Source organism: Cupriavidus sp. HMR-1, assembly GCF_000319775.1.
Lineage (GTDB): Bacteria > Pseudomonadota > Gammaproteobacteria > Burkholderiales > Burkholderiaceae > Cupriavidus > Cupriavidus metallidurans.
Genome location: NZ_ANKP01000114.1, coordinates 1 through 12,383 on the forward strand (window position 1 = coordinate 1; position 12,383 = coordinate 12,383).

A 12,383-nucleotide genomic window follows, 5' to 3' on the forward strand; every position below is an offset into this window, starting at 1 on the left:
AGGCGCCGCGCCACCGAGCGCGCGGTGGCGGCCGCGACGGAAGCGCAGCAGGAATCGAAGCGGCCGCAATCCTGAGGCCGCTCCGCTCCTGCTAGTGCAGTTGCCCGCCGCCCTCGCGAATATCCGCGTCCGTCGATAGCGACGTGGCCACCGCCACGCGCAACCCCGCGATCAGCGTATCGAGTGCGAGGCTCGGCGCCCCCGGATGGCGTGCGGCCTGTTCAGGCAGATAGGGAATGTGGATGAATCCCCCGCGCGTGGTCGCGGTGCTGCCCGTCTTGCGATGGGCAAGCACGTGCATCAGCCCATAGAAGACATGGTTGCAGACGAAGGTACCTGCGGTCTGCGAGACCATCGCAGGCACGCCGGCCGCGCGCATGTCGCGCACGATCGCCTTGATCGGCAGGGTCGAGAAATACGCGACCGGGCCATCCTTGGCGATCGGCGCGTCGATCGGCTGGGCCCCGGCGTTGTCGGCAATGCGGGCATCGTCGACATTGATCGCCACGCGCTCGATCGACAGCTCGGTGCGGCCGCCGGCCTGCCCGACGGCGATCACCACGTCAGGGCGTAGCGTATCGACCAGCGCGTCCATTGCCTCGATGGCCTTGCCGAAGACGCAGGGCAACTGCCGCGCAACGATCAAGGCATCGCCCACGCGCTCGCCATCGAGCGCCCGCACCGCCTCCCAGGACGGATTCACCGGTTCGTTCTCGAACGGCTCGAAGCCGGTCAGCAGGACAGTACGGGTGGTCATGGTCAGGCTCCGGTTACATCAGGAAGTACAGCAGGATGATATTGGCCACCAGGATGCACAGCGCGGTAGGCACCTGCGCGCGGATCACGGCGTTCTTGTCTTCCAGTTCCAGCAACGCGGCAGGCACGATGTTGAAGTTCGCTGCCATCGGCGTCATCAGCGTGCCGCAATAGCCGGAGAACATGCCGATCGCCGCCATCACGGCCGGGTTCGCATTGAACATGCCGACCAGGATCGGCACGCCAACACCACCGGTCATCACCGGGAACGCGGCAAAGCCGTTGCCCATGATGATCGTGAACAGCGCCATGCCCACGCAGTACACCGCCACGGCCACGAGCTTGTAGTCCATGTTGATGTACGCCGTGGTCAGGTGCGCCACGGCCTTGCCCACGCCGGCATCGGCAAACACCAGACCCAGCATCGCCAGCATCTGCGGCAGCACCAGCGCCCAGCCAAGCGATTCGATCAGGCGACGCGATTCACGCATGCTTTGCGTCACCGTGTCGCGTGTGAGCCAGCAGACCACGATCAGCGAGACGATACAGCCGATGCCCAGCGACACGAACGTGACGTTCTTCGGATCGAGCAGCGCCAGTCCGGCGATCTTCACATCCTTGAACAGCACGGTACCGAGCACCGTGACCAGCGGGATCAGCAGCGCGGGAATGAACAGCTTGTTGCCCAGGCGGCGCGCGCTGGCGCGACGCTCTTCGTCAGGCAGGCTGCCATGCTTGCCCTGCCCCACGCCGCCGAATCCGGCGATCAGCGCCATCACCACCGCGCCCACGCCAACAATCGCGGGCGGGATCTTGTCGCCGATGAGAAAGATGACCGCGTACAGCAGCCAGAACAGCCCCGTGGACAGCCGACGCGGGTGCGTCTTGTCCGTGAACGTCATCAGGGCCGTGATCAGCAGGACGAAGCCGGCCAGCCAGTAGAGATAGTCGATCGAGACAATCATGGCTTACTCCCCTTTCGCTGCGTTGGCTACAGCAGTGGCCGGCGTGCCGGCGGCTTGCTTGCCACCGAGTTCGCGCTCGAGCCAGCCATCGAGGCGCTTCAGGCGCACGGCATGGATCAGGAACGCGCAGATGGCGGTGGGGATGCCCCAGACGGCAATGTGCAGCGGCTCGACGTCGATGTTCGATGACAGCAGGAACGTGTGCATCAGCGCGATGGCGCCGAAGGCCACGAAGATGTCCTCACCGAAGAACAGGCCAACGTTGTCGGTAGCGGCACAGAACGCCAGGATGCGTTGGCGCACCGGTTCGGGCAGATGACCGAACCGGTTCTCGGCCGCGCCTTCGGCCATCGGCGCCAGCAGCGGGCGCACCATCTGCGGATGGCCGCCCAGGCTTGTCAGCCCCACCGCGGCGGTGAGTTCACGTACACCCAGGTAGACGATCAGCAGACGGCCAACGGTAGCCGATGCGATTCGCGAGATCCACGCCTGGGCATGCTCGCGCAGCCCATGACGCTCGAGCAGGCCGATCACCGCCAGCGGCAGCAGGATGATCAGCGGCAGGTTGCGCGCCTTGACGAATGCCGTGCCGATCGCCGTGAAGATCTGCATGACAGGCATCGACGCGGCCAATCCGGTGACGATAGCAGCCGCGGCCACCACCATCATGGGATTGAACCGCAGAACAAAGCCAAGGATGATGACGCCGACCCCTAGCAGGGGCCAAAGATTGAGTGCGGTTTCCATGGAGTGCACCGGATAAGGTTTGGGGGGAGCAAAACCAGCGCGTGAGTGAGCCTGTCGTGATGGCCCGTCAGTTGCCGGCACGGATGGCAATGCCTTCCGCGCCGAGCCGTTCCCGGATGCGGCGCGCGAAGGCAAGCGCGTGAGCACCGTCGCCGTGCAGACACACGGTTTCGGCGCGAATCGGTACCCAGGTGCCATCGATCGCGCGCACCTGCTTGTCGCGGATCATCGACAGCGTCTGGTTCAGGGCCACTTCCTCGTCCTCGTGCAGCGCGCCCGGCGTGCCACGCTTGACCAGCGTGCCATCGGGGTTGTAGCCACGGTCGGCGAAGACTTCTTCTTTCACGCGCAGGCCCGCCGCGCGCGCGATGTCGATCATCTGGCTGTTGGCCAGGCCAAAGAAGACCAGGTCGGAGTCGTAGTCACGCACGGCGCGCACGATCGCCTCGCACAGCTTTGCGTCGCGCACGGCCATGTTGTAGAGCGCGCCGTGCGGCTTCACGTGGGCAAGTTCGCCGCCCTGCGCGCGCACCATCGCATCGAGCGCGCCGATCTGGTACAGCACATCGGCATAGACCGCCTCGGGATCGCGCTGCATCTCGGTGCGGCCGAAGTTCTCGCGATCCGGAAAGCTCGGATGCGCGCCGATCGACACCTCGTTGGCCAACGCCCATTTCACGGTTTGCAGCATCGTGGCGGCATCGCCCGCGTGCCAGCCGCAGGCGATGTTGGCGGAGCTGATCAGCGCCAGCAGGGCTTCGTCGTTGCCGCAGCCTTCGCCGAGGTCGGCATTCAGATCGATTTGCATGTGCGTTCTCCGGGGATATGTAGGGGCAGGCGATTTGAATTCGTTGTTTCGTTGCGTCGTTGCATCGTCTGGGCGTTCAGGCGACAAAGCGCGTGGTCGCGCGGCGCCGCGCTGCGATCTGCATGCCTTCGCGCTGCCATGCCAGTGCCTGGTCGATCTGGCGCAGGTAGCGGTCCACCTCGGCCTGCGCGGCGGCGGCTTCCTCGAGCGTGACCTGGCGGAAGCGCACGGTCGCGCCCAGCGGCACCTGCGCCAGTCGCCACAGGTCCGCGCCAATCACGGTGCCGATCTTCGGATAGCCGCCCGTGGTCTGCGCATCGCTCATCAGGGCGATAGGCTGGCCTGACGGCGGCACCTGCATCACGCCTGGCACCACGCCGTGCGACAACAGATCGGCCGAGCGCTCGGCTCGGCGTGCCAATGCGGGACCTTGCAGACGCAGGCCCATGCGGTTGCTTTGCGGCGTGATGGTCCATTCGGACTGCCATAGCGCGGCTTGCGACGCCGGCTCGAAGTCGGCGTACTCGGGGCCGGGCAGCAGGCGGATGGCGATGGCATTGCCACCGTCTTGCCCCGGCAGCGCCCAACCCGGCGCAGCCACGCCCACCCAGTCCTGCCCCTGCTCGATGCCGGGCCGGCCTACGGGCACGCGATCGCCTTCACGCAGCACGCGGCCTTCAAAACCGCCAAAGCCGGACTTGAGATCGGTGCTGCGTGAATTCATGACCAGGGGCACGTCGATGCCACCGGCCACGCAGAGATAGGTGCGCGTGCCGCCGCGCGGCGACGGCAGCGTGAGCGTCTCGCCACGGCGCACGTCGAACGCGTGCCACGACCAGACCGGGACACCGTCAAGATTCGCGCTGCATTCGGCGCCCGTCAGCGCCACGCGCATGTCGGCCTCGAAACGCACGGCGGCGCGGCCCAGTGTGAACTCGATCGCCGCCGCGCCGGGATCGTTGCCAAGCAGGCGATTGCCCACGCGCAGCGCCAGGTCGTCAGCCGCGCCCGAGCGGCCCACGCCGAAGCGGCGAAAACCCACACGACCGAGGTCCTGCACCGATGCCTGCGCGCCAGGTCGAATGATCTCGATCACAGCAGGATCTCCTCGGCAACGAAACGCACGGTATCGCCGGGCGCGAACAACGACGGCGGATCGCGATCAGCCACGAATAGCTGGGCGTCGGTACGCCCGATCAGTTGCCAGCCGCCCGGCAGCACGGCCGGGTAGATGCCGGTCTGCTCGCCACCAATACCCACCGCGCCGGCGGGCACGGCCAGACGCGGCTCGCGGCGGCGCGGCGTGGCCAATTCGGGCGCAAGCCCGCCCATGTAGGTAAAGCCGGGCTGGAACCCAAGGAAATAGACCACGTACTCGCCAGCGGCATGGCGCCGCACGACCTCCGCGGGTGTCAGGCCCGTGTGGGCGGCCACATCGGCCAGATCGGGCCCGAACTCGCCGCCGTAGCGGACCGGGACTTCCACGAGCCTGCCCGTCGCATTGCGTGCCTCTCCCGAAGCCCAGGCGAGCTTCAGGTTGCGCTCCAGCGCTGCCACGTCCGCCGTGCCATCGAAGGTCACGGTGAGGTTGTTCATGCCCGGCACCACATCGACCACGCCCCGCCAGTCGGCGGCACGCGCGGCCATCGCCCAGATACGCCGCTGGACATCGAGCGACGCCGGCGGCTCGACGCTGTAAAGCAGCGCCTGTTCAGCCAGACGATGGACAGTGCATTGAGGCATTTGGAACTCACGAGGTAACTGCAGCCCGCAATCTCAGGCAGTGTAGGCGCCACAAGACCACGGTGCTGACTCGCCGATGAAGCCGACGCGACTCAATCGAATTTCATCGACGATTTATCGATAAATTCATGGTATCGAAACTTACCCGTGCACGGCACTCGGTGTTGACCCTAAGTAGTTATGCACCGTTAGCGACAAGAACACGCCGGAATGGTGACAAAGTTAACTATGGATCACCATGGGCGTCGGCATGGAGCAACGTGCGATTTGACGATGGGCAAGCGCCAGCGAACTGGAAAGGCGTGACGGATCTGCGATGCTATGTTGAGCGCCTCTTTATCCACATAGAGGGTCCATATGATTCGATGCAATCTGGTGAAAGGTGACAAGTCAGCTTTGGGGGGCGAGGCGCTCGATGGAATCGCGCTGTGCACCATCATGGGTCGGGAAATGACCTTCCTGGGCGCTAGCGTCTATTGCCCCGCCTGCAAGACGACAGGCCAGATCGTCGGTGTCGGCCCACGCCATCGCAATGACTGGATGGGCAAGCAGGATGCATTGGAAGGCGATATCTGCGTCTGCCGATGCGATCCCCCTCCCGTCATGATCGCGTCCCAGCGAGCGATGTTTCACAGCTTCGAAGCAGCGGAACTCGCAGCCATGGGGTTCGACGTGTTCGGCAAGCCGTTGGAGCAATCTGAACATCGAAGTGATGATCAGATGCCATTTGATGAGCAGGTGAGACTGACTGCCGCCGCAGGACGCTCGATGGCAGGAATGCGGTACCGAATTGAGGGGCCCGATGGCCCGATCAAGGAAGGCCGAGTGCCCGCCAATGGAGAGCTACCGCGAGTTACCACACAATTGGAATCGGCTTACATCGTTCTCTGGGGCGATGAGGCCGTCGACGAGGAGGAATAATGTCCGAGAACACTCGCCACAATGTTCCCGCGACTGGCAGGTTCAAAGTCCGCACAACCCGACTGCCGAACTCCCAAGTCTGCCTCAACGTCGAGCCCATCACGTTTAGGGAACTATGGAAGAACTATGTGGGCGGAAGCCCACACCTCAACCGGAACTACAAGAATCAATGCGCTATTCGGCTGAGCGCAACCCTTCACAGGGTAGGCGTTTCAATGAAGTCTTTCTCGCAAAAGTACGTCCCAAAGATGCCAGGAAAGAAAACTCTCGGACGCGACCTGCTAGACGGCAAACCAGTCGCGCTGCGCGCCTATGAGATGGCCACATGGCTGAAGCAGGAGCGGCCATTTTGCGGATTGCCGGCAGAACCGCAGGACATTACCGGCGAGAACTGGGAAGCGAAAGTCCGCGGCCGAACCGGCATCATTTACTTCTATGGCTACTGGCGACAGGACGGAGATAGCGATGGCACGCTGACCGGTGGACACATCGACCTCTGGAACGGCGCCCGACTCACTATTAGTAGCATTTCCGGCGCGTTCTCCACGCTTGGGCGATGGGCAGGATATCCGTCAATGCTCTCCGACAGATCGTTCGGCTACTCAAATTTGGCCGATTCAAGTGAGATTCTGTTTTGGGAGGTGAAATGAGAATCCTGCAAATGACTGAAAGAGTGGCGACAGCCTGTGCGCTCATCGGGATAACGACCGCACCGATCTATCTTTTGCGAGAGTTTGGGCACAACCACGTTGGTGGAAGGCACACCATTGCGGTGTTCTTTCTGCTCGCGCTTGCCGGTTGCGCTGCGCTCGCATTGATCTATCTGCTGCTGTACTGGCGAGTTATCTTTCGCAGTCGATCAATCTTCATCGCGCTTGCCATATTCTCGCTCCTGATCACGATGGCATTGGGAGCGTTTTATTTTGTTGAGTCGATCAAGTACTTGGCCGAAGTGGATCAAACGCGATCGGTACAGACCGACTTGGCCCATCGACACATGCTCATTGCGACCAGTGATATCGACAGCATCTATTCCGAGGGTAGCTACTCTGAAAGCGTTCCAATTGCTCAGTGGGAACGCTGCGCGCTGAATGCCGTTGCTTGTTCGGGCGAACCACGGACGGCCTACATGAAATGCAAGTCCAACATGCTTCTTGCCGTGAACGAACGCGATTGGCCGAGCTTCGCATTGGTGCCAAGGGAAAACGCAATCGGCGCCAGTCCACTCAAGTCCATGAGATTGTGCGACGAATAATGAAGCCGGGACCTCGATCATTGCGCAAATCCCCCGACACCCCTCCCACTGCCTTTTGAGAAACAGAACGATCCGCCTGCTTGTCGTCGTAGGGGTCGCCATTTTCGGTTTGGCGTGGACGTTGGCATGCGACAGCCTTGTCCGCATGATCGACTGGCCCGTGAATCCCAACCGCACGTGGGAATGCAGGGAGATCGATCATTGCGATGATCTCCATTGGACAGCAATAGTGCAGCTACTGCTCTTCCTCTTCGGTCCTGCGCTTGCGTTTTCGACGATCGTCTACTGGGGAATGCGCCGTGGATGGCGAGCGTGGCAGTGGGTAAAGGCTTGCCTGGGCGCGCCGGCGCTCACGCTGGCGCTGTATTTCGCGGTCGCGGCCTACTACGCGTTCGTCTGATTCCGATTGGGAGAATCAGGAAGCCGCCCTCCGCTTCGAAGCGCAAAGGGCGGCCAATCCAATCAGGCAAACCCAGCCTGATGCGCCTGCTGATCAGCGTGATACGAGCTGCGGACCATTGCGCCGACGGCGGCGTGGGTGAAGCCCATTTTGTACGCCTCTTCCTCGAACATCTTGAAGGTGTCCGGGTGGACGTAGCGCGTAACCGGCAGGTGGTGGTTCGAGGGCGCCAGGTACTGGCCGATCGTCAGCATGTCGATGTCGTGGGCGCGCATGTCGCGCATGACTTCGAGGATTTCCTCGTCAGTTTCGCCCAGACCCACCATCAGGCCCGACTTGGTCGGCACATTGGGGTTGCGGCGCTTGAAATCCTGCAGCAGCTTCAGCGAATGCGCGTAGTCGGCGCCGGGGCGGGCCTGCTTGTACAGGCGCGGCACGGTTTCCATGTTGTGGTTCATCACGTCGGGCGGGCATGCCTGCAGGATGTCCAGCGCGCGGTCCAGGCGGCCGCGGAAGTCCGGCACCAGGACTTCGATACGCGTGTTCGGCGACAGCTCGCGCGTTTGCGAGATGCAGTCGACGTAGTGCTGGGCGCCACCGTCACGCAGGTCGTCGCGGTCGACGCTGGTGATCACCACGTAGTTGAGCTTGAGCTGGGCGATCGTGCGCGCCAGATTGCCGGGCTCGTTCACGTCGAGCGGGTCCGGGCGGCCGTGGCCCACGTCGCAGAACGGGCAGCGGCGCGTGCACTTGTCACCCATGATCATGAACGTGGCCGTGCCCTTGCCGAAGCATTCGCCGATGTTCGGGCAGCTGGCTTCCTCGCACACGGTCACGAGATTGTTGGCGCGCAGGATGTCCTTGATCTCGTAGAAGCGCGAATTGCCAGTGGCAGCCTTGACGCGAATCCAGTCCGGCTTCTTGAGCTTTTCCGCCGGCACGATCTTGATGGGGATGCGAGCGGTCTTCTCGGCCGACTTCTGCTTCTTGGTCGGATCGTAGTCGGCAGGGGATTGCGTGACTTCGCTGGACGTGGCGATCGGGGCGTCGCTCATACTGTTCTCCGCACGCGCGTCAGCGTGCAATGTAGGCTGTAAATATAGGCTGTGATTCGGGCCGGGCTAGCCATGCTCAGGCGGCCTCGGCAGCGGCTTGTCCCGGTACCGGGGCACGCGCTTCGCGTGCTGCCAGTACCTCGCACAGGGCCGCCGCCAGGCGTTGTGCGATTTCGGGTTGTTGTGTCGCGGTGACGGGCCGATGCACCGTGCCGCCGGCATCGTCCGCCACCGTGAAGGCGGCGCCCGCGGTAGCCATGTCGACCGTTTCCAGTCCGGCATAACCGCAGGGATTGATGCGCAGGAACGGTGACAGGTCCATCTGCACGTTAAGGCTGACGCCGTGATAGCTGCAACCGTTGCGGATCTTGAGACCAAGCGCGGCGATCTTGGCACCCTGGTGCGTACCGTCGGACAGGTAGATGCCCGGGGCGCCGGCCTTGCGTTCGGCTGCGAGATTATACGCCGCGAGCGTGTCCAGTACCGCCTGCTCGATGTCGTGCACAAGCTCGCGCACCATCAGGTGACGCCGGCGCAAATCGAGCAGCAGGTAGGCCACGACCTGTCCCGGTCCGTGGTATGTGATCTGGCCGCCACGATCGATCTGCACGACCGGAATCGTGTCGTCGGGGGCGAGCAGATGCGCGGGGTCGCCGGCCTGGCCAAGCGTGTAGACCGGCGGATGCTCGACCAGCCAGATCTGGTCGGGCGTCTCGGACGTGCGGGTGGCGGTGAAGTCCCGCATGGCGTCGAAACAGGGCTGATACGGCTGGCGGCCCCGGTCGATGACGTGAATCGGATGCATGGGCAAGAGTGTAACGAAAAGGGCCGGCCTACGCAGAGCGCGGGCCGACCCGATTTGCTTCGTCATACCGGTGTTCAGCGTTCGTCGCGCGGCGGCCAGACAATTCTAAGCCGCCGCTCCGGCACCGCCCCATCGGCATCAGGAGGCGGTGATCTTGTCTTCCGCGGGCGTCCACTCCGTGCCTCGAACCAGCCGCTTTACGGCGCGATATGCAAGATGCGGCACATCGGCCAGCGTCAGCGCCGGACGGCGCGCTTCGGCGATCAGCGCCAACCGTACCGTGCCGGCGGCACGCGGGTCCACGCTGAGCACGATCTCATCGCCGCGCCGGAGCATCAGGCTCGAACCACAGCGCAGCCAGTAATCCTCCGAGTCGTTTTCGCGGGTCACCCATACATCCATGCCTTTCGCATCTTCCACGAACAGGCGCTGTGCCGCGTGCAGCGACAGCGCGGTGACTTCCCCGGGGGCGAGGGTGAAGACGGTCGTTGTGAGCAGGGCTTTCATGATGACTCTCCGTGAGTCCGGATTCCAGCTGTCTTGGCGGGGGTCCAGAAACTGGCTTGGCATTTGGACCGGGCCAGTTATTCATTGCATTCAGCGGTGTCCGGTGAAGTGAATTCTAGTGATTGCCCTGCCACTATCAAAACGATATATATTCTTGTGTCTTGTTAGCCAACCTCACATAGCCGAGAGCACCATGGTCTGGACCGGAGCCTGGAATCCCGACGAACCGCGTAGCTGGAAGCGCGAGTTTCCGCGCCTGCCCGCGCTGGCCGCGCTGCGCACCTTCGAGGCCGCGGCGCGCCACGAGAGCTTTTCGCGGGCCGCCACCGAATTGTTCGTCACGCACGGCGCGGTCAGCCACCAGATTCGCGCGCTGGAGGAGGAACTGGGGCAGCAACTGTTCGAGCGCCGGGGCAAGCGCGTGATGCTGACCACCAACGGGCGTCTCTATGCCGAGCGCGTGCGTGACGCGCTGTTGCAAATCGCCGATGCCACGCGCGTGCTGCAGGCCGGCAATCGCGACAAGCGCCTGACCATCAGCACCATGCCGTCCTTTGCCGCGCGCTGGCTGACGCCCCGCATCGGCAGCTTCATCGAGCAGCATCCGGAACTGGACGTCGAACTGCTGTCGTCGAACTCGCTCGTCGACTTCGCCAGCGAGGAGGTCGATATCGCGCTGCGCATGGGCACCGGCCACTACCCGGGCCTCTACGTGGAGCGGCTGCTCGACGATGTGTTCTTCCCCGTCTGCAGCCCGAACTACAACGGCGGCCGCCTGCCCGAGCAACCGGCCCACATGGCCGGCATGCCATTGCTGCGGGGTGAAGGCGATCCGTGGAAACCGTGGTTCGAAGCGGCCGGGCTCGACTGGCCCGAGCCGACCAAGGGCCTGCTGCTGCAGGATTCGTCGCTGCTGCTGCAGGCTGCGGCTGAGGGACAGGGCGTGGCGCTGATCCGCTCGTCGCTGGCCTACAACGACCTGCTGTCCGGCCGGGTGGTGCGATTGTTCGACGTCAGCATTCCGTGCCCGTGGCTGCTCCACTTCGTCTGCACGCATACCAGTCTGGAGACGCCCAAAGTCCAGGCCTTCCGGCACTGGCTGCTGCCCGAGATGGAGCGATTCCGCAACATCCTCTCGCAGTGGAACTAGTCTTCGCCTGAATCGTCCGGCTCGGCCAACTCGTCCGATTCGTCCGACTTGCCGGGTTTCACGCTGGATGCCTTGGGCGGCTTGCTTGCCCGACCGGCGCGCGGGTGGGCCTGATCGTAGACCTTGGCCAGGTGCTGGAAATCGAGCGAGGTGTAGATCTGCGTGGTGGAGATGCTGGCGTGGCCCAGCATTTCCTGCACCGCCCGCAGGTCGCCGGACGACTGCAGCATATGCGTGGCGAACGAGTGGCGCAGCATGTGCGGATGGACATCGCTGGGCACCCCCGCGGCCAGCGCCTGGCGTTTGATGCGCTGCTGCACCGTGCTGATCGGCAACCGCCGGCCGCGCGTGCCAAGAAACAGCGCGTGGGCATCCTCGGGCAGCGCGCCGGGCCGCAACATCGCCTCGCGCACGTGAATCCAGGCTTTCAGCGCCTGGATCGCCTTGCTGCCCACCGGCACGGTGCGCCGGCGCGAACCCTTGCCGAGCACGGTCACTTCGGCGCCATCGAGATCGAGCCAGCCGGACGAGCGATAGTCGCCGTCCTCGGTATAGCGGACGTCGAGCTGGATCAGCTCCGACAGCCGCAGGCCGCTCGAATAGAACAGCTCGAAGACGGCCTGATCACGTAGCGATTCGTTGGTGTCGTCCTGGCGATGGGCGACCAAAGCCACCGCATGTTCGACCGAGAGCGCCTTGGGCAGCGGGCTGCCACGCTTGGGCGCGCGCACGCCGTCGACGGGATTGGACTGTACGCCGTGACCATGCCGCGCCGCCCAGAGATAGAAGCCGCGCCACGCCGACAGCGTGCGTGCGATGGTGCGGGCCGACAGGCCATTGCCATGCAGCCGCGCCGCAAACGAACGAATGTGACGGGTCTCCAGCGCCAGCAACGCCACGCCGGGCGCCAGGCGAATGGCTTGCGACTGCAACACGGACAGATCGTGCCCGTAGCTGGTCAGCGTGTGCGCGGCGAGCTTTCGGCTCGTGGCCAGCCAGTCGAGATAGCGCACCACCAGCGGGTCTGGGGCCGGCCTCTCGGCCGACGCCTCATCGGCCTCATCGGCCCCAGCGACCGCATGGGCCCTGTTGCGTGCCGGCTGGCGCGTGCGCATGGGGGAGAGTGTTTGCCCCGCTTAGTCGCGCAGGCGATTCAGCGCCGCGCCGGCGACTTCGCCGATCTGGGCCAGATAGGCGGTGCCCATGCCTTCATGGAAGCGGCGCGCGTCGGGCGAGCCCAGCACCAGCAGGCCGAACGCCGCGCCCGGGCC

The 12,383-nt window shown here is 64.1% G+C and carries 16 protein-coding genes; 5 read left to right on the plus strand and 11 right to left on the minus strand.

Going from position 1 to position 12,383, the window contains the following annotated elements:
* Positions 1 to 91 precede the first annotated feature (91 nt).
* The 6 genes from pcp to pxpB all read right to left on the minus strand — a co-directional run bounded on the left by pcp (position 92) and on the right by pxpB (position 5,019).
* Positions 92 to 757 (minus strand): pyroglutamyl-peptidase I, encoded by a 666-nt coding sequence (gene pcp, locus D769_RS15480; RefSeq protein WP_008646602.1) that lies wholly within the window; start codon positions 755 to 757, stop codon positions 92 to 94.
* 13 nt (positions 758 to 770) lie between these two features.
* Positions 771 to 1,721: a DUF979 domain-containing protein gene (locus D769_RS15485; protein ID WP_008646603.1), complete on the minus strand. Its 951-nt coding sequence runs from the start codon at positions 1,719 to 1,721 to the stop codon at positions 771 to 773.
* Positions 1,722 to 1,724: 3 nt separating this feature from the next.
* The gene (locus tag D769_RS15490) at positions 1,725 to 2,468 is read right to left on the minus strand and encodes a DUF969 domain-containing protein (protein WP_008646604.1); all 744 of its coding nucleotides are present in this window, start codon (positions 2,466 to 2,468) and stop codon (positions 1,725 to 1,727) included.
* A 67-nt stretch (positions 2,469 to 2,535) separates the two neighbouring features.
* Positions 2,536 to 3,276, minus strand: a complete 741-nt coding sequence (gene pxpA / locus D769_RS15495) for a 5-oxoprolinase subunit PxpA (RefSeq protein ID WP_008646606.1) — start codon at positions 3,274 to 3,276, stop codon at positions 2,536 to 2,538.
* Positions 3,277 to 3,352: 76 nt separating this feature from the next.
* Positions 3,353 to 4,372, minus strand: a complete 1,020-nt coding sequence (locus D769_RS15500; RefSeq protein ID WP_008646608.1) for a biotin-dependent carboxyltransferase family protein — start codon at positions 4,370 to 4,372, stop codon at positions 3,353 to 3,355.
* Positions 4,369 to 5,019, minus strand: a complete 651-nt coding sequence (pxpB, locus tag D769_RS15505) for a 5-oxoprolinase subunit PxpB (RefSeq protein WP_008646610.1) — start codon at positions 5,017 to 5,019, stop codon at positions 4,369 to 4,371. The genes D769_RS15500 and pxpB overlap by 4 nt, the downstream gene beginning before the upstream one ends.
* Before the next feature lie 375 nt (positions 5,020 to 5,394).
* On the opposite strand from pxpB, the gene D769_RS15510 reads away from it, so the two are divergent.
* The 4 genes from D769_RS15510 (at position 5,395) to D769_RS32345 (ending at position 7,595) form a co-directional block, all read left to right on the plus strand.
* The gene (locus D769_RS15510) at positions 5,395 to 5,940 is read left to right on the plus strand and encodes a PAAR domain-containing protein (protein WP_234706920.1); all 546 of its coding nucleotides are present in this window, start codon (positions 5,395 to 5,397) and stop codon (positions 5,938 to 5,940) included.
* Positions 5,940 to 6,590: a type VI secretion system amidase effector protein Tae4 gene (locus D769_RS15515; protein ID WP_008646614.1), complete on the plus strand. Its 651-nt coding sequence runs from the start codon at positions 5,940 to 5,942 to the stop codon at positions 6,588 to 6,590. Before D769_RS15510 ends, D769_RS15515 begins: the two co-directional genes overlap by 1 nt.
* Complete coding sequence (locus tag D769_RS30685; protein WP_008646616.1) at positions 6,587 to 7,195, plus strand: hypothetical protein; 609 nt, start codon at positions 6,587 to 6,589, stop codon at positions 7,193 to 7,195. The genes D769_RS15515 and D769_RS30685 overlap by 4 nt, the downstream gene beginning before the upstream one ends.
* Before the next feature lie 229 nt (positions 7,196 to 7,424).
* Positions 7,425 to 7,595 (plus strand): hypothetical protein, encoded by a 171-nt coding sequence (locus D769_RS32345; protein ID WP_160172180.1) that lies wholly within the window; start codon positions 7,425 to 7,427, stop codon positions 7,593 to 7,595.
* 62 nt (positions 7,596 to 7,657) lie between these two features.
* Here D769_RS32345 and lipA read toward each other — a convergent pair whose 3' ends face one another.
* The 3 genes from lipA to D769_RS15540 all read right to left on the minus strand — a co-directional run bounded on the left by lipA (position 7,658) and on the right by D769_RS15540 (position 9,962).
* The gene (gene lipA, locus D769_RS15530; protein WP_008646626.1) at positions 7,658 to 8,650 is read right to left on the minus strand and encodes a lipoyl synthase; all 993 of its coding nucleotides are present in this window, start codon (positions 8,648 to 8,650) and stop codon (positions 7,658 to 7,660) included.
* A gap of 76 nt (positions 8,651 to 8,726) precedes the next feature.
* Positions 8,727 to 9,455 (minus strand): lipoyl(octanoyl) transferase LipB, encoded by a 729-nt coding sequence (gene lipB / locus D769_RS15535; protein WP_008646628.1) that lies wholly within the window; start codon positions 9,453 to 9,455, stop codon positions 8,727 to 8,729.
* Positions 9,456 to 9,593: 138 nt separating this feature from the next.
* Positions 9,594 to 9,962, minus strand: a complete 369-nt coding sequence (locus D769_RS15540) for a DUF2917 domain-containing protein (RefSeq protein WP_008646630.1) — start codon at positions 9,960 to 9,962, stop codon at positions 9,594 to 9,596.
* 193 nt (positions 9,963 to 10,155) lie between these two features.
* Here D769_RS15540 and D769_RS15545 point away from each other — a divergent pair, with 193 nt between their 5' ends.
* Entirely contained in the window at positions 10,156 to 11,112 is a 957-nt protein-coding gene (locus tag D769_RS15545) for a transcriptional regulator GcvA (RefSeq protein WP_008646631.1), read from the plus strand.
* On the opposite strand, the gene D769_RS15550 is transcribed toward D769_RS15545, so the two are convergent.
* Both D769_RS15550 and D769_RS31115 read right to left on the minus strand, forming a co-directional pair.
* On the minus strand, positions 11,109 to 12,227 hold the full coding sequence (locus tag D769_RS15550) for a tyrosine recombinase XerC (RefSeq protein WP_008646633.1): 1,119 nt from the start codon (positions 12,225 to 12,227) through the stop codon (positions 11,109 to 11,111). The genes D769_RS15545 and D769_RS15550 overlap by 4 nt on opposite strands.
* A gap of 21 nt (positions 12,228 to 12,248) precedes the next feature.
* On the minus strand, positions 12,249 to 12,383 hold a 135-nt coding region (locus tag D769_RS31115), incomplete at its 5' end, for a DUF484 family protein (protein ID WP_008646634.1).